Source organism: Pseudomonas batumici (genome assembly GCF_036585405.1).
GTDB lineage: Bacteria > Pseudomonadota > Gammaproteobacteria > Pseudomonadales > Pseudomonadaceae > Aquipseudomonas > Aquipseudomonas batumici.
The window spans coordinates 2485421-2511822 of the sequence record NZ_CP144470.1 but is presented as its reverse complement, the minus strand read 5'-3'; the positions used below and the strand labels follow the sequence as shown (position 1 = coordinate 2511822).

General features: G+C 62.0%; 21 protein-coding genes and 2 tRNA genes. 9 read left to right on the top strand and 14 right to left on the bottom strand.

From position 1 onward, the window contains the following. Window positions 1-11 precede the first annotated feature (11 nt). The 4 genes from NUH87_RS11345 to rimO all read right to left on the bottom strand — a co-directional run bounded on the left by NUH87_RS11345 (window position 12) and on the right by rimO (window position 3210). Window positions 12-473, bottom strand: coding sequence for a DUF1456 family protein (locus NUH87_RS11345; RefSeq protein ID WP_040064814.1), 462 nt, complete (start codon window positions 471-473; stop codon window positions 12-14). 54 nt (window positions 474-527) lie between these two features. Further along, window positions 528-1238: an rRNA pseudouridine synthase gene (locus NUH87_RS11340; protein ID WP_040064815.1), complete on the bottom strand. Its 711-nt coding sequence runs from the start codon at window positions 1236-1238 to the stop codon at window positions 528-530. Between the two features lie 75 nt (window positions 1239-1313). Next, on the bottom strand, window positions 1314-1763 hold the full coding sequence (locus NUH87_RS11335; RefSeq protein ID WP_338526007.1) for a GNAT family N-acetyltransferase: 450 nt from the start codon (window positions 1761-1763) through the stop codon (window positions 1314-1316). A 109-nt stretch (window positions 1764-1872) separates the two neighbouring features. Further along, entirely contained in the window at window positions 1873-3210 is a 1338-nt protein-coding gene (gene rimO, locus NUH87_RS11330; RefSeq protein ID WP_338526006.1) for a 30S ribosomal protein S12 methylthiotransferase RimO, read from the bottom strand. A gap of 301 nt (window positions 3211-3511) precedes the next feature. Here rimO and NUH87_RS11325 point away from each other — a divergent pair, with 301 nt between their 5' ends. Next, window positions 3512-5410: a potassium transporter Kup gene (locus tag NUH87_RS11325; protein WP_338526005.1), complete on the top strand. Its 1899-nt coding sequence runs from the start codon at window positions 3512-3514 to the stop codon at window positions 5408-5410. A gap of 164 nt (window positions 5411-5574) precedes the next feature. Here NUH87_RS11325 and NUH87_RS11320 read toward each other — a convergent pair whose 3' ends face one another. The 4 genes from NUH87_RS11320 to NUH87_RS11305 all read right to left on the bottom strand — a co-directional run bounded on the left by NUH87_RS11320 (window position 5575) and on the right by NUH87_RS11305 (window position 10126). Next, complete coding sequence (locus NUH87_RS11320) at window positions 5575-6855, bottom strand: virulence factor family protein (RefSeq protein WP_338526004.1); 1281 nt, start codon at window positions 6853-6855, stop codon at window positions 5575-5577. Then, window positions 6855-9497 (bottom strand): bifunctional lysylphosphatidylglycerol flippase/synthetase MprF, encoded by a 2643-nt coding sequence (mprF, locus tag NUH87_RS11315; protein WP_338526003.1) that lies wholly within the window; start codon window positions 9495-9497, stop codon window positions 6855-6857. The genes NUH87_RS11320 and mprF overlap by 1 nt, the downstream gene beginning before the upstream one ends. Before the next feature lie 279 nt (window positions 9498-9776). Beyond that, window positions 9777-9853 (bottom strand) — tRNA-Met (locus tag NUH87_RS11310). A gap of 196 nt (window positions 9854-10049) precedes the next feature. Further along, window positions 10050-10126: transfer RNA gene (locus NUH87_RS11305), tRNA-Met, on the bottom strand. 293 nt (window positions 10127-10419) lie between these two features. Between NUH87_RS11305 and dinB the strand changes: the two genes are divergently transcribed. Next, window positions 10420-11481, top strand: coding sequence for a DNA polymerase IV (dinB, locus tag NUH87_RS11300; protein WP_338526002.1), 1062 nt, complete (start codon window positions 10420-10422; stop codon window positions 11479-11481). 18 nt (window positions 11482-11499) lie between these two features. Here dinB and NUH87_RS11295 read toward each other — a convergent pair whose 3' ends face one another. The 4 genes from NUH87_RS11295 to NUH87_RS11280 all read right to left on the bottom strand — a co-directional run bounded on the left by NUH87_RS11295 (window position 11500) and on the right by NUH87_RS11280 (window position 16244). Beyond that, on the bottom strand, window positions 11500-12453 hold the full coding sequence (locus tag NUH87_RS11295) for a hypothetical protein (RefSeq protein WP_338526001.1): 954 nt from the start codon (window positions 12451-12453) through the stop codon (window positions 11500-11502). Between the two features lie 17 nt (window positions 12454-12470). Beyond that, window positions 12471-14186, bottom strand: a complete 1716-nt coding sequence (locus tag NUH87_RS11290) for a proline--tRNA ligase (protein ID WP_338526000.1) — start codon at window positions 14184-14186, stop codon at window positions 12471-12473. Window positions 14187-14302: 116 nt separating this feature from the next. Then, window positions 14303-15847, bottom strand: a complete 1545-nt coding sequence (locus NUH87_RS11285) for an AmpG family muropeptide MFS transporter (RefSeq protein ID WP_040064824.1) — start codon at window positions 15845-15847, stop codon at window positions 14303-14305. A gap of 43 nt (window positions 15848-15890) precedes the next feature. After that, the gene (locus NUH87_RS11280) at window positions 15891-16244 is read right to left on the bottom strand and encodes an MGMT family protein (protein WP_338525999.1); all 354 of its coding nucleotides are present in this window, start codon (window positions 16242-16244) and stop codon (window positions 15891-15893) included. Window positions 16245-16409: 165 nt separating this feature from the next. Between NUH87_RS11280 and NUH87_RS11275 the strand changes: the two genes are divergently transcribed. The 7 genes from NUH87_RS11275 (at window position 16410) to NUH87_RS11245 (ending at window position 22424) form a co-directional block, all read left to right on the top strand. Next, window positions 16410-17141: a HugZ family protein gene (locus tag NUH87_RS11275; RefSeq protein WP_338525998.1), complete on the top strand. Its 732-nt coding sequence runs from the start codon at window positions 16410-16412 to the stop codon at window positions 17139-17141. A gap of 65 nt (window positions 17142-17206) precedes the next feature. Continuing rightward, window positions 17207-17680, top strand: coding sequence for an FxsA family protein (locus tag NUH87_RS11270; protein WP_338525997.1), 474 nt, complete (start codon window positions 17207-17209; stop codon window positions 17678-17680). A gap of 252 nt (window positions 17681-17932) precedes the next feature. After that, window positions 17933-18226: a co-chaperone GroES gene (locus tag NUH87_RS11265; RefSeq protein WP_040064828.1), complete on the top strand. Its 294-nt coding sequence runs from the start codon at window positions 17933-17935 to the stop codon at window positions 18224-18226. 49 nt (window positions 18227-18275) lie between these two features. Continuing rightward, window positions 18276-19922, top strand: a complete 1647-nt coding sequence (groL, locus tag NUH87_RS11260) for a chaperonin GroEL (protein WP_040064829.1) — start codon at window positions 18276-18278, stop codon at window positions 19920-19922. Between the two features lie 168 nt (window positions 19923-20090). Further along, complete coding sequence (colR, locus tag NUH87_RS11255) at window positions 20091-20774, top strand: two-component system response regulator ColR (protein WP_040064830.1); 684 nt, start codon at window positions 20091-20093, stop codon at window positions 20772-20774. Continuing rightward, window positions 20764-22044, top strand: a complete 1281-nt coding sequence (locus NUH87_RS11250; RefSeq protein ID WP_040064831.1) for a sensor histidine kinase — start codon at window positions 20764-20766, stop codon at window positions 22042-22044. The genes colR and NUH87_RS11250 overlap by 11 nt, the downstream gene beginning before the upstream one ends. A gap of 155 nt (window positions 22045-22199) precedes the next feature. Continuing rightward, complete coding sequence (locus tag NUH87_RS11245; RefSeq protein ID WP_338526793.1) at window positions 22200-22424, top strand: hypothetical protein; 225 nt, start codon at window positions 22200-22202, stop codon at window positions 22422-22424. Between the two features lie 524 nt (window positions 22425-22948). Here the strand turns inward: NUH87_RS11245 and fdxA are convergent. Continuing rightward, on the bottom strand, window positions 22949-23272 hold the full coding sequence (gene fdxA, locus NUH87_RS11240; RefSeq protein ID WP_040064832.1) for a ferredoxin FdxA: 324 nt from the start codon (window positions 23270-23272) through the stop codon (window positions 22949-22951). A 142-nt stretch (window positions 23273-23414) separates the two neighbouring features. After that, window positions 23415-25982, bottom strand: a complete 2568-nt coding sequence (mutS, locus tag NUH87_RS11235) for a DNA mismatch repair protein MutS (protein ID WP_338526792.1) — start codon at window positions 25980-25982, stop codon at window positions 23415-23417. Between the last annotated feature and the right edge of the window lie 420 nt (window positions 25983-26402).

The following is a 26402-nucleotide window of genomic DNA, read 5'->3' as shown; positions in this document are numbered from 1 at the left end:
GTCGGCGTGGATCAGCCGCGAACGCGCAGCGTCAGGCCCTTGAGGAAGTTGCGCAGCAACTGGTCGCCGCAGGGACGGTAGTTGGTGTGGCCGAACTTGCGGAACAGCGCGCTCAGCTCGGGCTTGGACACCGGGAACTCGGCGGCCTTGAGAATGGCGTGCATGTCGTCTTCCTTCAGTTCGAAGGCGACCCGCAGTTTCTTCAGGATGATGTTGTTGGTCACCGGCAGCTCGATCGGCAACGCCGGCCGGCTTTCGTCCTTGCCGCGCTTGAAGATCACCAGGCCGTCGAGGAAATGCGCCATGACCTCGTCCGGGCAATGCACGAAGCCCTCTTCCTCATCCTTTTTCAGGTAGGTGACGATAGCCGCCTTGCTCACTTCGAAGCCGGTCAACTTGATGATCTCGACGACCTTGCTGTCGCTGATGTCGAGCATGTAGCGCACGCTGCGCAGTACATCGTTGTGAATCATGTGAGCCATCCGTAAGAGGTGGGCGCCGCGCGTCTGGCGCGACGTTGAAAGGGGTTAGAATTTTTCCTTGGCCGACAGATAGCGCCATTGGCCCACGGGCACCTTGCCGATGGAAACGCCACCGATACGGATCCGGCGGATGGCCACGACCTTGAGCCCGACGGCCTGGCAAAACAGCGCGATCACCCCCGGTTGCGGATTTTTCATCGCGAAACGCAGGCGGTTCTCGTTCTGCCAGCTGGCCTTGACGGCGGGCAGCTCGCGGCCCTTGTAGGTCAGGCCATGGCTCAGGCGGTTGAGGCCGTGCTCGACGATGTCGCCACTGACCTCCACCACATATTCCTGCTCGATCTTGGCGGCGTCGGCGGTGAGCTTGCGCAGGATTTTCCAATCCTGGGTGAACACCACCAGGCCGCTGGCGCCGGCTTGCAGGTCGGCGCCAGCGGTCAGGCGCAGGAAATGCCCCTTGAGCGGGCGCTTGCCATAGCGGTGTTCCTCGCTGAGCGTATCGGCGCGCAGCAGTTGCAGCGCGCTGTCGAGGTCCAGGCCGGCCGGTTGATGCAGCAGCAGGGTGACCGGTTCCGGCGCGGTGGCCTTGGCCTCGGGGTCCAGTTCGACTTTCTGGGCCGCGACCTTGTACTGCGGTTCGTCGATGACTTCGCCATCGACCGTGACCCAGCCGCCTTCGATGAACAGTTCGGCCTCCCGACGGGAGCAGCCGACCAGTTCGATCAGGCGTTTGGAGAGGCGAATGGGTTCAGACATGACGGCGGCCGTAAAAAAGGGGGGCGGCTATTGTACCTGCCTGGCGCCGGTTAAGCCCGGCAACATTTGTCGCACTCAGCGTTTCAGGCGCAGATGCAGCAAAGGGTACGGCTGGCCCATGCCATCCTTCTCCGACCGACCGATGACCTCGAAGCCCTGCTTGAAATAGAAACCGATCGCCTGGGGGTTCTGTTCGTTGACGTCCAGTTCGTCGGCATTCAGGTGCTCGATGGCATAGCTGAGCAGTTGTCTGCCCAGGCCTTTGCCACGCTCTTTCGGGTCGATGAAGAGCATTTCGATCTTGCCCGCCGCGACCCCGGCGAACCCGGTGATGCGTTGGCGTGAGTCGCGGGTACAGACCAGCATGACCGCATCCAGGTAATGGGTCAGCAGCATGTTCCTCAACAGTTCGATGTAGCTGTCCGGCAGGAAATCATGGGTGGCGCGCACCGAAGCTTCCCAGAGACGGGCCAGCTCCGGGTAGTCGCCGGGCTTGGGGGTGTGGATGACCGTGAGCTGGCGCATGCAGCAGGCTCCTTGCGTCGCTGTCGTTGTTGTTCATGAGCCAGACTATAGACGTAAAAAAGCCCCGCATCTCGTTGAAAGGGCGGGGCTTTTCAGGTTTTTTTCGTGCTTAGATCGTTTCAGCCCACAGGTCGTATTCGTCGGCATCGGTGACACGGCACCAGACCTTGTCGCCGGGCTTGAGATCGCCCGCGCCGTCGATGAACACGTTGCCGTCGATTTCCGGGGCGTCGAAGAAGCAACGACCGACCGCGCCTTGTTCGTCGACCTCGTCGATCAGCACTTCGATGTCGCGGCCGATGCGCAGTTGCAGGCGGGCGCTGCTGATGGCCTGCTGATGGGCCATGAAGCGCTCCCAGCGCTCCTGCTTGACGTCATCCGGGACCACGTCCAGGCCCAGGTCGTTGGCTGGCGCGCCTTCGACCGGCGAGTACTGGAAGCAGCCGACGCGGTCGAGCTGGGCTTCGGTCAGCCAGTCGAGCAGGTACTGGAAGTCCTCCTCGGTTTCGCCGGGGAAACCGACGATAAAGGTCGAACGGATGATCAGGTCCGGGCAGATCTCGCGCCAGTTCTTGATCCGCGCCAGGGTCTTGTCTTCGAACGCCGGGCGTTTCATCGACTTGAGCACTTTCGGGCTGGCGTGCTGGAACGGGATGTCCAGGTACGGCAGGATCTTGCCGGCGGCCATCAGCGGGATCAGCTCGTCGACATGGGGGTACGGGTAGACGTAGTGCAGGCGCACCCACACGCCCAGGGTGCTGAGGGCTTCGCACAGCTCGGTCATGCGGGTCTTCACCGGCGCGCCGTTCCAGAAGCCGGTGCGGTACTTCACGTCGACGCCGTAGGCGCTGGTGTCCTGGGAGATCACCAGCAGCTCCTTGACCCCGGACTTGACCAGGCGCTGGGCCTCGTCGAGGACATCGCCCACCGGACGGCTGACCAGCTTGCCGCGCATCGACGGGATGATGCAGAAGCTGCAGCTGTGGTTGCAGCCTTCGGAAATCTTCAGGTACGCGTAGTGGCGTGGCGTCAGCTTGATGCCCTGTGGCGGTACCAGGTCGATCAGCGGGTTGTGGTCCTGGCGCGGCGGTACGACTTCGTGCACGGCGCTGACCACCTGCTCGTACTGCTGCGGGCCGGTCACGGCCAGTACGCTGGGGTGCACGTCGCGGATGTTGCCTTCTTCGACGCCCATGCAGCCGGTGACGATCACCTTGCCGTTTTCCTTGATGGCTTCGCCGATCACTTCCAGGGACTCGGCCTTGGCGCTGTCGATGAAGCCGCAGGTGTTGACCACCACGACATCGGCGTCCTGGTAGGTGGACACCACGTCATAGCCTTCCATGCGCAGTTGCGTCAGGATGCGCTCGGAGTCGACCAGAGCTTTCGGGCAACCCAGGGATACGAAGCCGACCTTCGGGTTGGCTGGCGCGGTAGGGGTGGACATGTCTAACCTCGGTATAGGGTGTCGAGCCGCTTGGGGCAAGGGCATCGCTTGGGCGCTGGCGCGCCTCTGATCAAAAAGTGCGCAATTCTAGCGATGGCTGAGGCACTTGACCAGCTTTATGCGGGGAAATGCGACGAGTGCTGCGCTATGCTTCGCACCAATGCGAGACGCTGTCATTTTTTGTTTCAAAATAACCGATGACTTGTAAATCGTCGGCAACTGTAAGAAAAACAGCGCATGCTGCAAAAAAAAGCATAGTGCTTCTTGAAAGAAGCCTTGGTCCGGGGTGTAGGAGTAGTTGATGGGTGGTCACGCAGTGAGTGAGGGGCAGGGGCACTCGACGGCAAAGCCGTTGGGTATGCTGGTAGCGGCGGTAGGGGTGGTGTACGGCGACATCGGCACCAGCCCGTTATACACCCTCAAGGAGGTGTTCACTGGCGGTTACGGGGTGCAGGTCAGCCCGGACGGTGTCCTGGGGATTCTGGCGCTGATCTTCTGGTCGCTGGTCTGGGTGGTTGCGATCAAGTACGTGTTGTTCATCCTGCGTGCCGACAACCAGGGCGAAGGCGGGATCATGGCCCTGACCGCGCTGGCGCGGCGGGCGTCGGCGTCCTACCCGAAATTGCAGTCGGTGCTGGTGATTCTCGGGCTGATCGGCGCGGCGCTGTTCTACGGTGACAGCATGATCACCCCGGCGATTTCGGTGCTGTCGGCGGTCGAGGGCCTGGAAATCGCCTTCGACGGGCTGGAGCACTGGGTGGTGCCGCTGTCGCTGGTGGTCCTGGTGGCGTTGTTCCTGATCCAGAAACACGGTACCGCGAGTATCGGCAAGTTGTTCGGGCCGGTGATGGTGGCCTGGTTCGTGGTGCTCGGGGTCATGGGCGCCAACGGTATTTCCCAGCACCCTGAAGTGCTGAGCGCGTTGAACCCGATATGGTGCGTGCGCTTCTTTACCACTCACCCGGGCGTAGGTGTGGCGATCCTGGGGGCGGTGGTACTGGCGTTGACCGGTGCCGAAGCCTTGTACGCCGACATGGGCCACTTCGGGCGCAAGCCGATTGCCCGCGCCTGGTTTGCCCTGGTGCTGCCGGCGCTGGTCCTGAACTACTTCGGCCAGGGCGCCTTGCTGCTGGAAAACCCGGATGCCGCGCGCAACCCCTTCTATCTGCTGGCGCCGGGCTGGGCGCTGATTCCGCTGGTGGTGCTGTCGACCCTGGCGACGGTGATCGCTTCCCAGGCGGTGATCTCCGGGGCGTTCTCCCTGACCCGCCAGGCGATCCAGTTGGGCTACATCCCGCGCATGTATACCCAGCACACCTCCAGTGCCGAGCAGGGGCAGATCTACATCGGTGCGGTGAACTGGACCCTGATGGTCGGTGTGGTCCTGCTGGTGATCGGTTTCGGTTCGTCCAACGCCCTGGCCTCGGCCTATGGCGTGGCGGTGACCGGGACCATGCTGATCACCAGTATCCTGGTGGCGGCGGTGATGCTGCTGCTGTGGAAATGGTCGCCGATCCTGACCGTGCCGATCCTGGTGGGCTTCCTGCTGGTGGACGGGCTGTTCTTCGCCGCCAACGTGCCCAAGATCGTCCAGGGAGGTGCCTTTCCGGTACTGGCGGGGATCGTGCTGTTTATCCTCATGACCACCTGGAAACGCGGCAAGGAGCTGGTGGTGGACCGCCTGGACGAAGGGGCCCTGCCGTTGCCGATCTTTATCGAAAGCATTCGGGTGCAGCCGCCCCACCGGGTGCAGGGTACGGCGGTGTTCCTCACCGGTCGGCCGGATGCGGTGCCCCATGCGTTGTTGCACAACTTGCTGCACAACCAGGTGCTGCATGAGCAGGTGGTGTTGTTGACGGTGGTCTACGAGGATATTCCACGGGTGCCGGCACAACGGCGGTTCGAGGTGGCTTCCTATGGGACGGGCTTCTTCCGGGTCATCCTGCACTTCGGCTTCATCGATGAGCCGGATATTCCCCAGGCGCTGAAATTGTGCCATCTGGATGAGCTGGATTTCAGTCCGATGCGTACCACCTATTTCCTCAGCCGCGAGACGGTGGTCGCTTCGAAGATCGTCGGGATGGCGCGTTGGCGGGAGAACCTGTTCGCCTTCATGCTGAAGAATGCCAACGGTAGCCTGCGTTTCTTCAAGCTGCCGGTGAACCGGGTGATCGAGCTGGGGACGCAGGTCGAGATCTGATAGTCCCGGGCATGAAAAAGCCCCCGTTGCCTTACGGCAGCGGGGGCTTTTTCTTTGGGGCTGGGCGTGTTGGACGGTCTTGTGGGAGCAGAGCTTGCTCGCGAAGGGGCCCGTGAGACCGCTGAAAAGCTTCGCGGGCAAGCACCGCTCCTACAGGGCTCGCATTACTCGCTTTTACCCTGACGCTTCTGTATCGCATCCACCAGGCGCTTGGCCAGCGCCGGGTAGTTCTCGTCGAAGTGATGACCCCCTGGCAACTTGAGGCTTTCACCCACTGCGGTCGTGGTGGTGCAACCACTTTCCTTCACTTCGTCCTGCCCGTAGATGCACAACACTTTGGCCGCCGGCAGCTTGGCCATGTCCGGACCGGTATCGAGCTCCATGCCGGCCTTGCCCAGCCAGCCATCAACGTGGATCTCGAAACTGCCGCTGCGGGCGAACGCCAGCAGGATGATCGCGTCGACCCGCTGCTGTTCGGCTGCCGGCAGGCGGTTGTAGATCGCCGGCAGTACGTCGGCACCGAAGGAATAGCCGGTCAGGACGAAACGCTTGGTGCCCCACTTCTGCCGGTAGTGCTGCATCAGTTCGGTCAGGTCGGTGGCACTCTGCTCCGGGCTCTTGTGCTGCCAGTAGTAGCGCAGGGTGTCGATGCCCACCACCGGGTAGCCGATCTTCGCCATTTCCCCCGCCACGTCGCGGTCCAGGTCGCGCCAGCCGCCGTCGCCGGAGAGGAACAGGGTGACGGTGTCGGTGGTCTGGCCCGCCGGGACTTCCACCACGGGAATGGCCAGGCCGCCATTGTCCGAACCGACCAGCATCTTGCGCAGTTCGTTGTTCAGCACCTGGGGCAGGTGCACGTCATAGTCGCTGATGCTGGTTTCGGCGTTGGGCTGGTCGCGCACGAACGCCGCGCTCGGATCATCCGGGCCGTCGTTCCAGGCCACCAGCCAGTGGCCGTGGGCGGCGGTCTTCGGTACCGGGGTGGTGCAACCCTCTTGCTCGAGCACGAACCCCACCGAGATGGCCTGGGCCTTGTCGTCGGTCTGGGCCGCCAGCCAGTTCCAGGCCAGGGACGCGCCCGGGCCGATGCCGCTGACCAGGGTCGCCTGACCCTTAAGCTGTTGCAGGGCGCTGTCCAGGGCTTTCTGCTGCAGCACGCAGTTATCCTTGGGCAGGATCACCTGGACGATCTGCGCCGCGCCGCCACGGCTCAGGGCGGACAATTGCTTGTCGCTCAGGGCGTCTTCGGCGAGGGTCGCCACCACCACCTGGGCCTTGGGCGTGGTGCCCGGGATCAGGCGGGTCAGGGTGGAACCGTCGGCTTGGCTCAGGTGTTCAAGGGTGGGTTCCGGCGCGGGGCGGTTCCAGAACCAGTAGCCGCCTCCCGCGAGCGCGGCCAGAAGCAGCACGATTACCAGTAAAAATCGCCAGGAGCGTCGAATCATCAGCGTTTCACCAATCCAGTCAGGCCGCCCGCAATCAGGGCGGCGGTATCGGCCAGTGCGACCAGCGGATCGAGTCCTGCCGGCACGGCCATGTAACGGGGTTCCCAGTCAGGCTGGAACTTGTCCTTGAAGCGACGCAGGCCCTGGAAGTTGTAGAGCTGCTCGCCACGCTGGAACACCATCGAGCCCAGGCGCTGGGTCAAGGGAGCGCCACGCCGCGGTTGCAGGCCCGACAGCGGCACCATGCCCAGGCTGAAGCGCGCGTATCCGTGAGCCTTATAATGCTGAATCAGGCCAACCATCAAGAACTCCATGGTCAGCTTGGGCGCTTCGGGGTGCGCGCGCATCAGGTCGAGACTGGCCAGTTCATGGCTGTGGGTCTCGAGCAGGTTGGCGAACGCCACCGGGCGGCCCTCGAAGTGGATGATCGCGATGCGGAAGTGGTTGATGTACTCGGGGCTGAAGCGGCCCAGGGAGAAACCTTTCTCGCGCACGTTCTTGCCGGTGAGCCAGGCGTCGGAGATGACCTTGAGTTCATCCAGCGGGGCCTGCCCCGGTTCGTAGATCTCCAGCGACAGGCCGTCACGGCTGCCTCGGTTCCAGGTGTAGCGCAGGTCCTTCATTTCCTTGCCCTTGGACTCCAGGTCAAAGCGATGCAGGTCGACCCGGGCTTCTTCGCCGAGCTTGATGGCGGTCAGGCCGATGTCCATGTAGTACGGCAGGTTCTCGGCACGCACCTGATAGAAGACCGGGCGGGCATGATGGGTGTCGCACAGGTCGCGGAACTGCCAGATCAGCTCGGCGCGCTGGCGGGCCGGCCCGATCGGATCGTAGAGCGCCACCAGGCTGCGGCCGCGACGGGCGTACATCAGGAAGGCGGTGTCGCTGGGGTGGAACAGGAAGGCTTTGTCACCGGTCAGGGCCAGGCCGCCGTCAGGCTGGTCCGAGGCCATCAGGACCTTGAGCGCACGCTCCATTTCCTCGGGCGTGGGCTGGTGAATCACCGGACGTGCCGTACGCAGCAGCCAGGTCAGCGAAACGACGACCAGCACCACGGCTGCCCCCAGCAGCGAGCGCAGGCCACGGGGGGCATCGCCATCCAGCGCAAACTGCCACCAGAGTTCGTGGCTGTAGGGCACGTCCTGGTAAGCGAACAGCAGCAACCAGACCGAGGCCCCGAGCACGCAGAGGCTGGCCACCAGGTATAGCGGCGAGAACGGCAGTTCGGTGAGACGGCTGGGGCGATAGAAGGAGCGCCGGAAAATCCCCAGCAGACAGGCGGTGGCCGTCAGCATGCTGGCTTCTTCCCAGTCGAAACCCTTGAGCAGGGAGAGCAGGGCGCCCACCAGCAGCAAGGTCATGGTCAGCATCCAGGCGGCGGACAGGCGGCGACGCAGGCCCTGGGCCAGCAGCAGGCACAACACGCCTACCAGGCTGGCGCCGAAGTGCGAGGCGTCGATCAGGCGATCCGGCACCAGGAAGTCGATGCCTTCCAGGCGGGTGTCGATTTCCGGGGTCGCGCCGGAGAACAGCAGGACCACGCCGGAGAGGAATACCAGCACCGCCAGGATCGGCGCCGCGAAGCCCGAGGCGACGCGCATGCTTTGCCGGGTGGTCATCAGGCGCTGGGCTTCCGTGCTCAGCAGGGCCAGGCAGGCCAGCAGCAACGGCAACAGCACATAGATCAGGCGATAGAGCAGCAGTGCGGCGGCCAGTGGTGCCGCGCCCAGTTCATTGGCGAAGGCCGCCAGCAGAATGGCTTCGAATACGCCGACACCGCCGGGCACATGGCTCAGCACGCCGGCGGCCAGGGCCAGCAGGTACACCAGCAGGAATGCGCCGAACGGCGGTGCCTCGGGCAGCAGCAGATAGAGCACGGTCGCGGCGGCGGCCACGTCCAGGGCGGTAATCACCAGTTGCAGCAGGGTCAGGCGGGCGCTGGGCAGGCGCAGGGTGCGACGTCCGACCTTGACCAGCAGGTTGTCCTTGATCGGCTGTTCCGGCAGGTGACGGCGGTAGATGCCGAGCGCCAGCAGGGCCATCAGGGCCAGTACGGCCACGGCAATGCCGCCCAGGAGGTAGGCGGGCAGGTGCAGGGCTGCAGACGCCGCGGGCAGGTTGCTCAGGGTCGCCAGGGCGGCCAGCGGTGGCAGGGCACAACCCAGCGACAGGCTGGCGAACAGGGTCATTCGCGCGACTTCGGCGGCCCCCAGGCCATGACGGGCATAGAGCCTGTAGCGCACCGAACCGCCGGACAGCAGCGACAGGCCGATGGCGTTGCCGATGGCAAAGGCGGTGAAGCCGCCGAGTGCCAGGGTGCGCCCCGGCAGCTTCACATCGGCGTAGCGGCTGGCGGACCATTCATAGCCCAGCAGGACAACGAAGCCGATGGCGGTTGCCGCCAACGCACCGCCCAGGGCTGGCTTGGGCACGCTGAGAATCGAATCGTGCAGGGCGTCCAGGTCGAGTTCGATCAACAGGTGGCGACAGGCGATCAAGGCGATAGCGAACAGAAACAGGGTGACGGCCAAGCCGACGGATTGCCGGTACTTGCTCAGCAGATCCAGCCAACGCAGACGGGTGGCGGTGATCGGGTGTGTCGCTGTGACAGTATCGTGTGGTTCGGACGAGTTGGCGCGCATCAATCACCTCGAGGATTGTGCGCGACAGGATGGGGGTATCCAGCCAAGTTACCAATCCCTATGGACAAAATAAGTGCAAATATTAACGTGTCTGGCCGTTGTACGGCGACCCACGCCCCGGGGCAGTTTGTAGAGGATATGTTGCGAACTCAGCTTAGCCTGTGCAGCCATTGACTCCGGTATTCGTCGAGGGTTCGATCGACCCCGCGGTGTTTTGCATGAAAGTTTTTTCGGCGGATACAAAAAAGGCCACTCTTTCGAGCAGCCTTTTCTGATGTTTGGTTGCGGGAGCCGGATTTGAACCGACGACCTTCGGGTTATGAGCCCGACGAGCTACCAGACTGCTCCATCCCGCGTCTGTGTGGCGGCATTCTACAGTCGAACGCCTGAGTGTCAACCGTTAATGGTCCATTTGGTCAAAATAATGTGCAAAGCCTCGTTTTGATCGGCCGGTTTCGGTAAGTGTCCGACAATCAAGGCTTTTTCGGGCTGTCGAGCGAAAACGGGCAGGCACAAAAAAGGCCACTCTTTCGAGTGGCCTTTTCTGATGTTTGGTTGCGGGAGCCGGATTTGAACCGACGACCTTCGGGTTATGAGCCCGACGAGCTACCAGGCTGCTCCATCCCGCGTCTGATAGGGCTTATGTTACAGGGAAACGCCGCGCTGTCAAACCTTATTTGAGAAAACCCCTTTATTGTTCAAATGCTTAGCGCTCAAGGCGAGCGCTGCAGCGAGGCTCTGGGCTATGCCGGGCAAGGCTTTCAGCTCTATTGGCGAATGTTTTTCGATTGAGAAATTAAATTCAGAAGCGCTATTTCCTACGGGTCAGGAGGAAGATTCAAACTACTGGTGCTATATACAGGTGTCAGTGAGATACTGCTGGCCTGTACGGTTTCCGTTCCTTGAATGAACGCCTGATTTCATGACACAACGCAAAATCATCCACGTCGACTGTGATTGCTTCTACGCCGCCATCGAGATGCGTGATAACCCGAGCCTGGTCGGCAAACCCATGGCGGTGGGCGGTTCGGCGGATCGGCGCGGGGTGATCGCGACCTGCAATTACGAAGCGCGAGCCTTTGGGGTGCGTTCGGCGATGTCGTCGCGCCATGCCTTGAGCCTGTGTCCGGACCTGCTCATCGTCAAGCCGCGGATGGAGGCCTATAAGGAAGCCTCGAAGGATATTCAGGCGATCTTTCGCGACTACACCGACCTGATCGAGCCCTTGTCCCTGGACGAGGCCTACCTGGATGTATCCGACAGCCCGCACTTTGCCGGCAGCGCGACGCGTATCGCCCAGGACATCCGGCGCCGGGTGTCGAAACAATTGCATATCACCGTCTCCGCCGGGGTGGCTCCCAACAAGTTCCTGGCCAAGATCGCCAGTGACTGGAAAAAGCCCAATGGCCTGTTTGTGATCACACCGGACCAGGTGGAGGATTTCGTCGCCGGCTTGCCGGTCAGCAAGTTGCATGGGGTCGGCAAGGTCACGGCGGACAAGCTCGGGCGGTTGGGGATCGTCGATTGCCTGCAACTGCGCGAGTGGAGCAAGTTGGCGCTGGTCCGCGAGTTCGGCAGTTTTGGCGAGCGCCTGTGGGGGCTGGCCCGGGGCATCGATGAGCGGCTGGTACATAACGACAGTCGGCGGCAGTCGGTGAGTGTCGAACATACCTACGATGCCGACCTGCCGGACCTTGCCAGTTGCCTGGAAAAACTACCCGAGCTGATGGAAAGCCTCGCCGAGCGCATTGCCCGACTCGACAGCAGCTATCGACCCGGCAAACCGTTCGTCAAAGTGAAGTTCCATGACTTTACCCAGACGACCCTGGAGCAGGCCGGGGCCGGGCGGGATCTGGAGAGTTATCGGCAGTTGCTGAGCCAGGCCTTTGCCCGAGGGGAAAGGCCGGTGCGCTTGCTGGGGATCGGTGTGCGTTTGCAGGATTTGCGCGGTGGGCACGAACAACTGGAGTTGTTCAGCCGCTGAGCGCCTGGCGCCGGGATCTCAATTGGCGCCAGGATCCGCCACCAGTCGGCCGGCTTTTCTGGTCAGGGTCTTGAGAAACTCACGCTGCAACTCGGGATCGTTGCGGGTCAGTTCGATCAGGCTCTGTTCCAGTTCGCTGGCTTCTTCCTCCAGCCCCAGTTGTGACAGGCGTTTGACCCGATGCACCCATTGGTTGACGTCGTCGCCTTCCAGGTCGTTGTAGATCAGGTCGTGGGCCTCCAGCAGCTTGCCGCGCAGCGTGCTGCTGAGGGTCAGGCTCGAGTCCGAATGGATTTCGCCCTGGGCATCTTCCACGCGGATCTCCAGCTTGCCGATGCGATTCAGATCCTGCTCGGCAAAGGGGCTGTCCAGCAGGTTGAGGCGCAACACGCCCTGGCGGTCGGTGGTCAGTTCCGAGCTCTGCTTGCCGGTGAGTACCTCCACCGGCCGTTCGGACCACGGCAGGCTTGAGTATTCCATGCGCTTGTCGCGCTGGACTTCCTTGACCTCGGTCAGGTTCTGCTGGGCACGACCACCGGACTCGACGTTCATGAACGGGTTGACGCCGTCGAGTCCGTCCTTGACCCAGCCATGGGTGACGCTGTCCGGCAGGTGGCCGAGGGCAAAGACATTCGCCACGTTGGCACCGACACCGGCGAGCAGTACCACGGCGCCCAGTGGCATTTCATAGACCTTGCGCCAGCCCTGGTAAGGCGTGTAGCGCTCATAGAGACGGGTGACGTCGAACTCGGTGACTTCGAACGTCTTCTGCTCGTGAATGCGCACGCGACGTTGCGGCAGCTCAAGAACCTTGGGCTCGCCGACATCGATCTGCAGGCTGTGGGCGAGCAGTTTGCGCTCCACGCGCTCCTCATGCTCGCTGCGTTGTGACATCTGGTTGGCGCAGCCGCTGACCAGCAGGGCGCCGCACAAGGCGGCGCCCCCGAGGGCTAAGGTACTTCGATTGAACATGGGCTCTCTATCTGGGCTCAGCGACGGATACGGGCCTGAAGGAACGCCAGCACCTCGGCGACCGGCAGGGCTTGCGCCTCGGCCTCAGTGCGGCTCTTGTATTCCAGGTTGCCTTCGGCCAGGCCGCGGTCGCTGACCACGATCCGATGGGGGATGCCGATCAGCTCCATGTCCGCGAACTTGATGCCCGGGCTGGTTTTCTTGTCGCGGTCGTCCAGCAGCACTTCGAAGCCGGCGGCCGTCAGTTCGGCGTAGAGCTTGTCGGTGGCTTCGCGAACCAGTTCGGTTTCATAGCGCAGCGGCACCAGGGCGATCTGGAACGGCGCCAGGGAGTCGCTCCAGATGATCCCGTTGTCGTCGTTGTTCTGCTCGATGGCGGCGGCGACCACGCGGGATACGCCGATACCGTAGCAGCCCATGGTCAGGGTCACCGGCTTGCCGTTTTCGCCCAGTACCTGGCACTTCATCGCTTCGCTGTACTTGGTGCCCAGCTGGAAGATGTGGCCGACTTCGATGCCGCGCTTGATTTCCAGGGTGCCCTTGCCGTCCGGGCTCGGATCGCCGGCCACGACGTTGCGCAGGTCGGCCACGGTCGGGACCGGCAGGTCGCGTTCCCAGTTGACGCCGAAGTAGTGCTTGTCGTCGATGTTGGCGCCGATACTGAAGTCGCTCATCAGCTCGACCGAACGGTCGATGATGATCGGCAGCGGCAGGTTCAGCGGGCCGAGGGAACCGGCACCGGCGCCGATGGCGTCACGCAGTTCGGCGTCGGAAGCCATGACCAGCGGGCTGGCAACGCCCGGCTGGTTGGCGGCCTTGATTTCGTTGAGGTCGTGATCGCCACGGATGATCAGGGCAATCAGCTTGCCTGCTTCTTCGGCGTGGACGATCAGGGTCTTGACGGTCTTTTCGATCGGCAGGTTGTAGCCTTCGACCAGCTGCGCAATGGTTTTCGCGTCAGGGGTGTCGACCAGGCGCAGTGCTTCGCTCGGTGCGGGGCGCAAGGTTTCCCGTGGCACGGCTTCGGCTTTCTCGATGTTCGCCGCATAGTCGGAGCCGTTGCTGAAGACGATATCGTCTTCGCCGGACTCGGCCAGCACGTGGAATTCATGGGAGCCGGCGCCGCCGATGGAGCCGTTGTCCGCTTCCACCGGACGGAACCTCAGGCCCAGGCGGGTAAAGATGTTGCAGTACGCCTGGTGCATGCGGTCGTAGGTGATCTGCAGCGAGGCCTGGTCGGCGTGGAAGGAGTAGGCGTCCTTCATGATGAACTCGCGACCGCGCATCAGGCCGAAGCGTGGACGGATTTCGTCACGGAACTTGGTCTGGATCTGGTACAGGTTGATCGGCAGCTGCTTGTAGCTGCTCAGCTCGTTGCGGCACAGATCGGTGATCACTTCTTCGTGGGTCGGGCCTGCGCAGAAGTCGCGGTCGTGGCGATCTTTCAGGCGCAGCAGCTCAGGGCCGTACTGTTCCCAGCGACCGGATTCCTGCCACAGTTCAGCCGGCTGGATACCGGGCATCAGCACTTCCAGGGCGCCGGCCGCGTCCATTTCCTCGCGAACGATGGCTTCGACCTTGCGCATCACGCGCAGGCCCATGGGCAGCCAGGTGTACAGGCCGGAAGCGAGTTTGCGGATCATCCCGGCGCGCAGCATCAGCTGGTGGCTGATCACGACCGCGTCGGAAGGCGTTTCTTTCTGTGTGGCGAGCAAATATTGACTGGTGCGCATGGTTGGCCGTTGTCGCTTGCTGATGACTGAAATGACTGGGCATTGTACGGGGGGGATCCGGCGACGTACAGGCGTGTCGCCGCGCCGCCCGGGGGAAGGGCGGCGGCGTCCTGTGTCTACGGGCTTTCTTCGCCGACAGCCTCGGGTTCCGAGCCTTCGCCACGACTGGATTGAAACCAGTGCAGGGCAATCAGGATCAAGGTCGGTATGCCTATCAGAGTAGTGATGATGAAGAACGTGTGGTAGCCGAACTTTTCCACCATCACGCCGGAATAACCGCCGATCAAGCGCGGCAGCAGCAGCATGATCGAGCTGAGCAGGGCGTACTGGGTGGCGGAGAACTTCAGGTTGGTCAGGCTCGACAGGTAGGCGACGAAGGCCGAGGTCGCCATGCCGGAACTGAAGTTGTCCAGGGAGATGGTGACGATCAGCATCTTGAGGTTCGGGCCCATGTCAGCCAGCAGCATGAACATCAGGTTGGTCGCCGACGAGGCCGCGCCGCCGATGAACAGGATCGGCAGGATGCCGAAGCGCACGATCAGCAGGCCGCCCACGCCGGCCCCCAGCAGGGTCATGATCAGGCCGAAGATCTTGCTGACCCCGGCGATCTGGTCCTTGGTGAAGCCCTGGTCGATATAGAAGACGTTGGCCATCACGCCCATGACCGTGTCCGACATCCGGTAGGTGGCGATCAACCCCAGCAACAGCAGGGCCTGCCAGCGATAGCGGACGATGAAGTCGTTGACCGGCGTCAGCACCGGTGCCAGGCCACGGCGGCCCATGCTCGACAGGCAGAGGGTGGTGAGCAGGGTGTAGAGGATGGCGCGCAGGAAGGCACGGTCTTTCAGCAGCAGGTCGAGCATGCTTCGGCCTTGGAACAGCACGCTGGCGAAATCGGTGTTGTAGAGCTGGGTGAACATCGCCGGGACCGACACCAGCAGGATGATCAGCACGAAGACCGAGGCCAGCTGGTGCACGAAGCTGTAGCGTCCGGCGGAGAGCTGGGTGCGCAGCGGCACCGGCGGTTCGCGCATGAAGAAGGTGGTGAGCAGCGCCGGGATCATCAGCAGGCCGAACAGCACATAAGTGCCGGTCCAGGCCGAATGCTTGTAGCTGAAACCGGTGGAGCCGAAGCCTTCGGCGATAAACAGCGCACCGGCGGTGGCCAGCAGGGCGGCGACCCGATAACCCGACATATAGCTGGCGGCCAGGGCGGCCTGCTGGCTCTCGTTGGCGATTTCCAGGCGATAGGCGTCCACCGCGATGTCCTGGGTGGCGGAGGCAAAGGCCACGAGGACAGCGATGGCGATCAGCCAGGACAGATGCTTCTGTGGATCGCAGAAGCCCATGCCGATCAATCCGAGGACGATCAGGGTCTGCGCCAGCACCAACCAGGAACGACGCCGTCCCAGTTTGCCGAGCAGCGGCAGGCGCCACTGGTCGAGCAGGGGCGACCAGACCCATTTGAAGGCATAGGCCAGGCCGATCAGGCTGGCATAACCGATGGTTTCGCGGGCCACGCCGGCTTCACGCAGCCAGACGGAAAGCGTGGAAAACACCAACATATAAGGCAGACCGGCGGCGAAACCGAGCAGTAACAGCACGAGTGTCGAGGGGCTGGCATAAGCGGCGAGCGCGGCGCGCCAGGTTTTACGGGGCATGGGCTGGAATCTGCCTCAGGTTAACGGAAACAAAGCGCGCACTCTAACCGCTGTGCTCTATCGGGCGCCAGCCATGGCGCTTGATATCGACGCGATTGTTCAGAATGCTCAGGCCCTCAGTCCGCAGCCGGGCGCGTTGTTCGTCACCGGAAGGGCTGCCGGCGGGCAAACTGATCCGACCGCCGGCACCCAGTACCCGGTGCCAGGGCAGGCGTGTGTCGGCGGGCAACTGGCTCAGGGTTCGCCCTACCCAACGTGCGGCGCGCCCCAGGCCGGCCAGTTCGGCAAGCTGGCCATAGGTGACGACCCGACCTTCGGGCACTTGCGCCAGGGTCAGGTACAGGGCGGTGCGGCGCATCTGCGCGGGGCTCTCGGCGGCGACGCTGTCTTCAGTCATCGGGGGCAATCCTGAGGTCTTTGCCCATTTTATCTGGAATCCTCCTGTGTCTCGCCGTTTTCCGCGCCTCGACGCCCAGGTTGGGCTGCGTTACGATTTTCATTCGCAAGCCTCGGGGCCAGTCGACGGTTTTGCACAAACGGTTTCTGCACAAGGAGTCAAAAGGTGAGCGTTGAAGTGACCAAGAATGCCCGCGAGCTGCTGCTCAAGGAGTACCGGGGGGTGTTGTCCACGCACTCCAAGGCCATGCCCGGTTTCCCGTTTGGCTCCGTGGTGCCTTATTGCCTTGACGACCAGGGACGGGCGCTGATCCTGATCAGCCGGATCGCCCAGCACACCCACAACCTGCAGAAGGACCCCAGGTGCTCCCTGCTGGTGGGCGAGCGCGAAGCCGAGGACGTCCAGGCGGTCGGTCGGCTGACCTACCTGGCCGAGGCCGAAAAGCTCAGCGATCCCCAGGCGATCGAAGCGGCGGCCGAGCGCTACTACCGCTATTTCCCCGACTCGCGCAATTATCACCAGGCCCATGACTTCGACTTCTGGGTGCTCAAGCCGGTGCGTCACCGCTACATCGGCGGTTTCGGCGCGATCCACTGGCTGGATCAGGTCACCCTGGCCAATCCCTTCGCGGGCAAGGCCGAGACCAGCATGGTCGAGCACATGAACAGCGACCATGCCAAGGCCATCGCCCACTACGTCGCGCTGTCCGGCCTGCCGGATGCGGTGCCGGCGCAACTGGCGGGCATCGACACCGAGGGCATGCACTTGCGCATCGGCCAGGCGCTGTACTGGTTGCCCTTTGAAACGCCTTGCAACACGCCGATACAAGTTCGCGAGGCCTTGGTTTCCCTGGCTCACGCGCAGCATTGGCCAAAAAAGCCGGCGGCTTCAGCTTGAATTCACGGACTGTCGACGTCATCTAAGGTTAAGTGGAAGGCATTCTTCCGTAGAGGAACCATTTGATGCGCGCTTTTCTATTGCTCTTTCTGCTGTTTCCGGTGCTAGAGCTGTATGTGTTTTTCCAGGTCAGCACCGCGATCGGGTTTTTCCCGGCCCTGGCGCTGATCATTCTCGGTTCGATGCTGGGTGTGCTGGTCCTGCGGGTCGCGGGTATCGCCACGGCATTGCGGGCACGGGAAAGCCTGAGCCGTGGCGAGTTGCCGGCCCAGACCATGCTCGAAGGCTTGATGCTGGCGCTGGGCGGCGGCCTGATGCTGCTGCCGGGATTCATCAGCGACATCATCGGCCTGGTCCTGCTGCTGCCCATGACTCGCCGCCTGCTGGCCGACCGGATGCGTCGGCGTGCAGAAGAACAGGCCATTCGTCAGCGGGCCTTTGCCGACGACCTGCAGGCTCGTGGTCCGTCAGGTCCGGTGCCGACCAATCACCGGCAACCCCAGGTGATCGAAGGCGAGTTCGAACACCGCGACTCGTGATTGTCACTGTATCGACACGGCACCTTCGGGTGCCGTGTTCGCTTTCGGCCAGCACCCGGTAAAAAAAACGTCACCCTGCCCTTGAAATCACCTTTGGTGACCTTATGTAACGGTCACCGCAAGGTTTTGGCGACAATCGCCAGGCAGTCTTTCCGCGGTTCGCTTGGCGAGCCGCAACCGGCAACGCCGGATTTGCTAAACAGGTCGGTATCGATATCGACCCTTGAAAACCATAATTAGGAGAGATCGACAATGAAACTTCGTCCTCTGCATGACCGCGTCGTCATCCGTCGCAGCGAAGAAGAGAAGAAAACCGCAGGCGGCATCGTGCTGCCAGGTTCGGCTGCCGAGAAAGCCAACCACGGTGAAGTTCTCGCTGTAGGTACCGGCCGCGTGCTGGAAAACGGTGAAGTCCGTGCGCTGGCCGTGAAAGTGGGTGACAAGGTTGTGTTCGGCCCTTACTCCGGCAGCAACACTGTGAAAGTAGACGGCGAAGACCTGCTGGTAATGGCTGAGAACGAGATTCTCGCCGTTATCGAAGGCTGATTCCCGCTCATTTTTCCCGCTACGACAAAGTATTCAAGGAATTACGATCATGGCTGCTAAAGAAGTTCTGTTTGGCGACTCCGCTCGCAAGAAAATGCTCAAAGGCGTCAACGTCCTGGCTGACGCGGTAAAAGCGACCCTGGGCCCGAAAGGCCGTAACGTGATCATCGAGAAGAGCTTCGGCGCTCCGACCATCACCAAGGACGGCGTTTCCGTTGCCAAGGAAATCGAGCTGGAAGACCGTTTCGAAAACATGGGCGCGCAGCTGGTCAAGGACGTTGCGTCCCGTGCCAACGATGACGCCGGCGACGGTACCACCACCGCCACCGTACTGGCCCAGTCGATCGTCAACGAAGGCCTGAAGGCTGTCGCTGCCGGCATGAACCCGATGGACCTGAAGCGCGGCATCGACAAGGCGACCATCGCCATCGTCAAAGAGCTCAAGGCCCTGTCCAAGCCTTGCGCCGACACCAAGGCCATCGCTCAGGTGGGTACCATCTCCGCCAACTCCGACAGCTCCATCGGCGACATCATTGCCGAAGCCATGGAAAAAGTCGGTAAAGAAGGCGTGATCACCGTTGAAGAAGGCTCGGGCCTGGAAAACGAACTGTCGGTCGTTGAAGGCATGCAGTTCGACCGTGGCTACCTGTCCCCATACTTCGTCAACAAGCCGGACACCATGGTCGCCGAACTGGATGGCCCGCTGATCCTGCTGGTGGACAAGAAGATCTCCAACATCCGCGAAATGCTGCCAGTCCTGGAAGCCGTTGCCAAAGCCGGCCGTCCACTGCTGATCGTGGCTGAAGACGTTGAAGGCGAAGCCCTGGCGACCCTGGTCGTGAACAACATGCGCGGTATCGTCAAGGTCGCTGCCGTCAAGGCACCGGGCTTCGGCGATCGTCGCAAGGCCATGCTGCAGGACATCGCTGTCCTGACCGGCGGTACCGTGATCTCCGAAGAGATCGGCCTGAGCCTGGAAAGCACCACCCTGGAGCACCTGGGCAGCGCCAAGCGCGTGACCCTGTCCAAGGAAAACACCATCATCGTCGACGGTGCTGGCGTACAAGGCGATATCGAAGCGCGTATCGCCCAGATCCGTGCCCAGGTTGCCGAGACTTCCTCCGACTACGACCGTGAAAAACTGCAAGAGCGTCTGGCCAAGCTGTCCGGCGGCGTTGCAGTGATCAAGGTCGGTGCCGGTTCCGAAGTTGAAATGAAAGAGAAGAAAGCCCGCGTTGAAGACGCCCTGCACGCTACCCGCGCAGCCGTTGAAGAAGGCGTGGTCCCTGGCGGTGGCGTGGCACTGATCCGTGCCCTGCAAGCCATCAGCGAACTGAAAGGCGACAACGCCGATCAGGACGTCGGTATCGCTGTTCTGCGTCGTGCCGTTGAAGCACCGCTGCGCCAGATCTCCGCCAACAGCGGTGACGAGCCAAGCGTCGTGGTCAACGAAGTCAAGAACGGCAAGGGTAACTTCGGTTACAACGCTGCTTCTGGCGAATACGGCGACATGATCGAAATGGGCATCCTGGACCCAACCAAGGTGACTCGTTCGGCACTGCAGGCAGCTTCCTCCATCGGCGGTCTGATCCTGACCACCGAAGCGGCAGTGGCCGAAGCACCGAAGAAAGACGCTCCAGCTGGCGGCGGCATGCCAGACATGGGCGGCATGGGCGGTATGGGCGGCATGATGTAAGTCGGCCCCACCCGCTATGAAGAAACCCCGCCTCGTGCGGGGTTTCTTTTTTTCGGCAAGTCACAGGCACGGCGGCTGCTTTCATCGTTCAGCTTGTAGCTGCCACAGGCTTGCCCTTAAGCTGCGCGGGCCAAGACACGGCCGTTACCGCGTACGGAGAGAGTACCCATGCGAATTCTACTGGTTGAAGACAACCGCGATATCCTCGCCAACCTGGCCGATTACCTGGGGCTTAAAGGCTATACCGTGGATTGTGCGCAGGACGGCTTGTCGGGCTTGCACCTGGCCGCCACCGAGCACTACGACCTGATCGTGCTGGATATCATGTTGCCCGGGATCGACGGCTTCACCCTGTGCAAGCGCCTGCGTGAGGATGCCCGGCGCGACACGCCGGTGATCATGCTCACCGCCCGCGATCAACTGGACGACCGCCTGCAAGGCTTCAAGTCCGGTGCCGACGACTACCTGCTCAAGCCGTTCGCCCTGTCGGAACTGGCGGCGCGTATCGAAGCGGTGCTGCGTCGAGCCCAGGGTGGCGGACGGCGGGCCTTGCAGGTCGGTGACTTGAGCTACGACCTCGACACCCTGGAAGTGACCCGTGAGGGGCGTCTGCTCAAGCTCAACCCCGTGGGCCTGAAGCTGCTGGCGGTGCTGATGCAGAAAAGTCCCCATGTGCTACGCCGCGAAATTCTCGAGGAAGCCCTGTGGGGCGACGATTGCCCGGACAGCGACAGCCTGCGCAGCCATGTCCACCAATTGCGCCAGGTGATCGACAAGCCGTTCGAAAGGCCGTTGCTGCACACCGTGCATGGTGTCGGCTATCGCCTGGCCGAAGGCCGCGATGGAGTTTAAACAGAGCCTTGCCCAGCGGATCATCATCGCCTTTGCGCTGATGAGCGCCCTGGTGGCGGGGATGTTCGCCCTGGGGATCGTGGCGACGGTTCACCTGGTCGAGGAAGGGCTGATTTCCGCCGGCCTGGGTGGCGATCTCCAGCGCCTGTTGCTGATGGACAGCGTCAGCGACTGGAGTCATCGGCCCGAGCCTGACCAGCTGTTCTATTTCAGCGGCGGCCAGGGTGACTTTGCCTTGCCCAGGGACCTGCGCCACCTGGACGCCGGGTTCCACGAAGTGTTTCGCGACCAGCTGTCCTACCACGCCATGGTCGAGGTGGTCGACGGTCGGCGCTACGTGCTGTTGCAGGACCAGAGCGATTTCGAAGAGCGCGAGCGGGTGCTGTTTGCCGTGGTGCTGGTGGGATTCGTCCTGGCCCTGGCCCTGGCGGTGTTCCTCGGCTGGGTCCTGGCCCGACGGGTGATGGCACCGGTGGTCCGGTTGGCCCGGCAGGTGCGCCATCGTGATCAGTTGCTGGGACTGGCGCCGCCCTTGGCGCCCGATTATGCCGCCGATGAGGTGGGCGAACTGGCGGTGGCGTTTGATGCCACCCTGGGTCGGCTGCGCGACGCCCTGACCCGTGAGCGACTGTTCACCAGCGATGTCAGCCATGAACTGCGCACGCCGCTGATGGTGCTGGCGACCTCCTGTGAACTGCTGCTGGAAAACCCGGCCCTCGACCCGCGCGGACGTAATCAGGTCGAGCGCATTGCCCGGGCCAGCGAGGAAATGCGCGAACTGGTGCAGACTTTCCTGATGCTGGCCCGGGCTCAGCGCGAGGATGCCAGCATGTCGCCGCGGGTCTCCCTGAACCGGGTGGCGGATGACCTGATCGGCCTGTGGCGCGCACCGATCGAAGAGAAGGGCCTGCGGCTGATCGTCGATCCCGGCAACCCCCTGGATACCCGCTACAACGCCACCTTCCTGCACGCGGTGATGGGTAACCTGCTGCGCAATGCCCTGCACTACACTGACCGGGGTTTTATCCGCCTGAGTCTGGAACCTGCCGGGTTCGTGGTGGAGGACAGTGGCGTGGGGATTCCCGAGGAGAAGCGCGAAGCCATGTTCCAGCCCTTTGTACGGGGTAACGAAAAACGTGGTGAAGGTCTTGGCCTGGGCCTGTCGCTGGTCCAGCGCATCTGCGAAAACCAGGGCTGGCACGTCAGCCTGACCACCATGCAACCCAACGGCTGCCGCTTTCATGTCGACCTGCGCGGGCCTGATGTCTGATCGCAGGCCGCATTTTCAGGTGCTGCACAAGCGCTGACCGCCGGGCAATGATCTCAAACGGCTATGATTCCATTCGTCGTTGAGCACCACTGCCCAGGGAAGACTGAGCTATGTTGAAGGTAGTTGTTCAGCAGTACCTTCAAAGGTTTATGGTGATGAAGTTAGAAGTCGCCCGAGGTTTATTCTTGGCCGGTGCTTTGGCAGTGGCCTCCATGGCTCTAGTGGCCTGGGAGCAACCCGGTCCCCAGGTGTTGACCGCTGCAACGGGTACCGGGCATTGTCCTTTACCCCGTACAGCCAAGGCGAATGATGCCAAACCTGGCAATGACCTGTTGTTGCTGATGTTCGGCCTTTCCCAAGGGCTCAAGCCGCAGAGTTGAAATCGTCCCATCCCTCTCACAGGCCTCGCATTGATCGAGGCCTTTTTTATGGGCGTGGTTTGATCGGTTTCGAGGAAGAACTCCCGAGTGCGCAGATCAGGATTGGATCCAGAATTGCTGTTTTACCTGCTTGAGCGTGTAAGTCATTGCTTACATCTTGCGTAAGCGATCGAGGATAATTTGCCGTCTCGATTACCACGTGTGTCATTTAAATAATTGAAATATATAGTTTTTTTGTGTTTTTAATGGATCCAATGTGGAGAAGATGGCATTTTGGATCCAGTTGCGGCGCCCCAGAAAGTCTTTAATATTGCTCCTGTGTCGACGGATAGACACGGCGATCAAGGACAGATCGCTGGAAGGAACATCGCGGGATGCGATTCATCAGGATGATGAAAGGGAAAAAAGGGACTAGGGAAAAAATGTGGGCGGGTCATACCGCCCCTTTTTTTTGCCTGCAGAAAAGTGCCGGCACGAAAAACAAAAAAGGCCCGCAAGGGGCCTTTTCGTCGAGCGCCGTGCAATCAGCGTTCGAGGTCCTTGATCTTGCCTGGTTTACCATCCCACTCTTCGGCGTCCGGAAGCGCCTCTTTCTTTTCAGTGATGTTGGGCCAGATTTCGGCCAGCTCAACGTTCAACTGAATGAACTCTTGCATGTCCTCCGGGACCTCGTCCTCGGAGAAGATAGCCTCAGCAGGGCATTCCGGCTCGCAAAGCGCGCAGTCGATGCACTCATCCGGGTGAATGACCAGGAAGTTCGGGCCTTCGTAAAAGCAGTCCACCGGACAGACTTCTACGCAGTCGGTGTACTTGCACTTGATGCAGTTGTCGGTGACGACGAAGGTCATTTCTAATTTTCTCCTCAGGCGGCGGCAGCGAAACCCTGTCGAAATGGGCTCGCCAGGTCTGGGAGCGATAGTCTGCGAACCAGGCTAATAGTCCGCAGCATCCCAAACCGCGCGAGATTCTAGCAGCTTGTAGTCCGCTGCGTTAGATCCGTGTCTTTAATGTATAGAGCATTTCCAGCGCGCGACGCGGTGTCAGGTCGTCGAGATCGAGCTTGGCCAGTTCGTCCAGGACCGGATGCGGCAGGCTGGCGAACAGATCGCTTTGCATCGGCGCGGCCGGTTTCCCCGGTTTGGCGACCGGGACCTCGTGGGGCAGGCTGGTGGTTTCCAGGCGGCTCAGGTGTTCACGGGCGCGGCTGATCACATCGTTTGGCACGCCTGCCAGCTGCGCCACCGCCAGGCCGTAGCTCTGGCTGGCCGGGCCGGGCAGTACGTGGTGCAGGAAGACGATCCGCTCATTGTGCTCGGTGGCGTTGAGGTGCACGTTGGCCACCAGCGGTTCGCTTTCCGGCAGTACGGTCAGTTCGAAGTAGTGGGTGGCGAACAGGGTGTAGGCGCGCAGGCGCGCGAGACGTTCCGCCGCGGCCCAGGCCAGGGACAGGCCGTCGAAGGTGCTGGTGCCGCGGCCGACTTCGTCCATCAGCACCAGGCTGCGCTCGGTGGCGTTGTGCAGGATATTGGCGGTTTCGCTCATTTCCACCATGAAGGTCGAGCGCCCGCCGGCCAGGTCGTCGCTGGAACCGATCCGGGTGAAGATCCGGTCCACCAGGGACAGCTCGCAACTGGCCGCCGGCACGAAACTGCCAATATGGGCCAGCAGCACGATCAGGGCGGTCTGACGCATGTAGGTGGATTTACCACCCATGTTCGGACCGGTGATCACCAGCATGCGGGTGCTGTCGTCGAGCGCCAGGTCGTTGGCCACGAACGGCGTGGTCAGCACCTGCTCGACCACCGGGTGGCGCCCCTGGCTGATGCGCATGCAAGGCTCGTCGACGAAGCGTGGGCAGTTCAGGTCCAGGGTCAGTGCGCGTTCGGCCAGGTTGCTCAGTACATCCAGCTCGGCCAGGGCCGCGGCGGTGTCCTGCAGCGGCGGCAGTTCGCCGATCAGGGTTTCGAGCAGGGCCTCGTAGAGCATCTTCTCCCGGGCCAGGGCACGACTCTTGGCCGACAGGGCCTTGTCTTCGAACTCCTTGAGCTCCGGGGTGATAAAGCGCTCGGCGCCCTTGAGGGTCTGGCGCCGGATGTAGTCCGCCGGTGCCGATTCAGCCTGCTTGCTGGGCAGCTCGATGAAGTAGCCGTGGACCCGGTTGTAGCCGACCTTGAGGTTGGCGAGGCCCGTACGGGCTTTTTCCCGGGCTTCCAGGTCGATGAGGAACTGTCCGGCGTTTTCGCTCAGTGACAGCAACTCGTCCAGCTCGGCGTCGTAACCGGTTTTCAGGACGCCGCCGTCGCGGATGATCGCCGGCGGGTTATCGATGATGGCGCGTTCCAGCAGGATCGCCAGCTCCGGGTAGGTCTTGGTGGTGACTGCCAGCTGCTTGAGGTGCGGGGCGTCCAGTTCGAGCATCGCATCCTGCAACTGTGGCAGGGCGCCGAGGGCGTCACGCAGGCGCGCCAGGTCGCGAGGGCGGGCGTTGCGCAGGCCGATCCGCGCGAGGATCCGCTCGATGTCGCCGATTTCCTTGAGCTGCGGTTGCAGTTTTTCGAAGCGATAGCTTTCCAGCAGGCAAGTGATGGAACTCTGGCGTGCCTGCAAGACACGCAGGTCGCGCAGCGGGCGGTTCAGCCAGCGGGTCAGCAGGCGGCTGCCCATGGCGGTCTGGCAACGGTCGACCACCGATTGCAGGGTGTTGTCGCGACCGCCGGCGAGGTTGGTGTCCAGCTCCAGGTTGCGGCGGCTGGCGCCGTCGAGCACCACGGTGTCGTCCAGGCGTTCATGGCGCAGGCTGCGCAAGTGGGGCAGGGCGGTGCGCTGGGTTTCCTTGGCATAGCCGAGCAGGCAGCCGGCGGCGCCGATGGCCAGGGTCAGGGTTTCGCAGCCGAAGCCCTTGAGGTCCTGTACGGAAAATTGCTGGCAGAGACTTTTGTGTGCGGAATCGCGTTCGAAATCCCACGGGGCGCGGCGACGTGCCCCACGGCGTTTTTCCGCTGGCAGGCCCTGTGGCCAGTCGTCCGGGATCAGCAATTCCACCGGGTTGATCCGTTCCAGCTCCGCCAGCAGGTTTTCCCAGCCCTTGATTTCGAGGACCGTGAAGTTGCCGCTGGTGATGTCCAGCACGGCCAGGCCGAACAGGCGCTCGTCGCCGAGCACGGCGGCGATCAGGTTGTCGCGGCGCTCATCGAGCAGGGCTTCGTCACTGACGGTGCCGGGGGTGATGATCCGCACCACCTGACGTTCGACCGGCCCTTTGCTGGTGGCCGGATCGCCGATCTGCTCGCAGATCACCACCGATTCGCCGAGTTTCACCAGCTTGGCGAGATAGCCCTCGAGGGAATGGTAAGGAATCCCACACATCGGAATCGACTGCCCGGCCGATTGCCCACGGGCTGTCAGGGTGATGTCCAGCAGCTTGGCGGCCTTCTTCGCGTCTTCGTAGAAGATCTCGTAGAAGTCTCCCATGCGGTAGAACATCAGCTGGTCGGGGTGTTGGTTCTTCAGGCGCCAGTACTGTTGCATCATCGGGGTGTGGCTGGACAGATCGGAAATTGCTTTATTCATCAGTGACTTATGTTTCGTCTCTAGAGAAATTGGGGGAGAAATGGGGCAAAAGCAAAAACATTGCCTACCATTTTTTGAAGATGGGATGTCGGTTTGCCATCACCGCTAGCTGACCTTCTCTTCAGATTGAGGTTATGATGCCGAAAATGTGCTCGATTCGCCCGAATAATTGAACGTGGATCGAGGTATGCCTAACACGGACGTGCAGGCGATTGCCGCCCGGTGACACACGAAGGATCAGCATGACTACGGATGCTGTTTTCAAACCGCTGAGCAGAACGTTCCAGCTCAAGCCTATACAATTTTCTCCTTAGAAGCCCGCCAGGAATTGAGTCTGGTTGGATTGCTGGACATCCTTCATCAAAGACTTCCGACTGTAGGCGATCGTACATGGATGATAGGTTTGAC

Excerpts from the sequence above, each read along its gene's own strand:
- NUH87_RS11345 (WP_040064814.1), bottom strand. The coding sequence starts at position 473 with ATGATTCACAACGATGTACTGCGCAGCGTGCGCTACATGCTCGACATC.
- NUH87_RS11245 (WP_338526793.1), top strand. The coding sequence starts at position 22,200 with ATGAAGTTAGAAGTCGCCCGAGGTTTATTCTTGGCCGGTGCTTTGGCA.
- NUH87_RS11290 (WP_338526000.1), bottom strand. The coding sequence starts at position 14,186 with ATGCGCACCAGTCAATATTTGCTCGCCACACAGAAAGAAACGCCTTCC.
- rimO (WP_338526006.1), bottom strand. The coding sequence starts at position 3,210 with ATGTCCACCCCTACCGCGCCAGCCAACCCGAAGGTCGGCTTCGTATCC.
- NUH87_RS11285 (WP_040064824.1), bottom strand. The coding sequence starts at position 15,847 with ATGCCCCGTAAAACCTGGCGCGCCGCGCTCGCCGCTTATGCCAGCCCC.
- groL (WP_040064829.1), top strand. The coding sequence starts at position 18,276 with ATGGCTGCTAAAGAAGTTCTGTTTGGCGACTCCGCTCGCAAGAAAATG.
- fdxA (WP_040064832.1), bottom strand. The coding sequence starts at position 23,272 with ATGACCTTCGTCGTCACCGACAACTGCATCAAGTGCAAGTACACCGAC.
- dinB (WP_338526002.1), top strand. The coding sequence starts at position 10,420 with ATGACACAACGCAAAATCATCCACGTCGACTGTGATTGCTTCTACGCC.
- NUH87_RS11335 (WP_338526007.1), bottom strand. The coding sequence starts at position 1,763 with ATGCGCCAGCTCACGGTCATCCACACCCCCAAGCCCGGCGACTACCCG.
- NUH87_RS11270 (WP_338525997.1), top strand. The coding sequence starts at position 17,207 with ATGCGCGCTTTTCTATTGCTCTTTCTGCTGTTTCCGGTGCTAGAGCTG.
- NUH87_RS11295 (WP_338526001.1), bottom strand. The coding sequence starts at position 12,453 with ATGTTCAATCGAAGTACCTTAGCCCTCGGGGGCGCCGCCTTGTGCGGC.
- NUH87_RS11250 (WP_040064831.1), top strand. The coding sequence starts at position 20,764 with ATGGAGTTTAAACAGAGCCTTGCCCAGCGGATCATCATCGCCTTTGCG.
- NUH87_RS11325 (WP_338526005.1), top strand. The coding sequence starts at position 3,512 with ATGGGTGGTCACGCAGTGAGTGAGGGGCAGGGGCACTCGACGGCAAAG.
- NUH87_RS11320 (WP_338526004.1), bottom strand. The coding sequence starts at position 6,855 with ATGATTCGACGCTCCTGGCGATTTTTACTGGTAATCGTGCTGCTTCTG.
- NUH87_RS11265 (WP_040064828.1), top strand. The coding sequence starts at position 17,933 with ATGAAACTTCGTCCTCTGCATGACCGCGTCGTCATCCGTCGCAGCGAA.
- mprF (WP_338526003.1), bottom strand. The coding sequence starts at position 9,497 with ATGCGCGCCAACTCGTCCGAACCACACGATACTGTCACAGCGACACAC.
- NUH87_RS11340 (WP_040064815.1), bottom strand. The coding sequence starts at position 1,238 with ATGTCTGAACCCATTCGCCTCTCCAAACGCCTGATCGAACTGGTCGGC.
- NUH87_RS11280 (WP_338525999.1), bottom strand. The coding sequence starts at position 16,244 with ATGACTGAAGACAGCGTCGCCGCCGAGAGCCCCGCGCAGATGCGCCGC.
- colR (WP_040064830.1), top strand. The coding sequence starts at position 20,091 with ATGCGAATTCTACTGGTTGAAGACAACCGCGATATCCTCGCCAACCTG.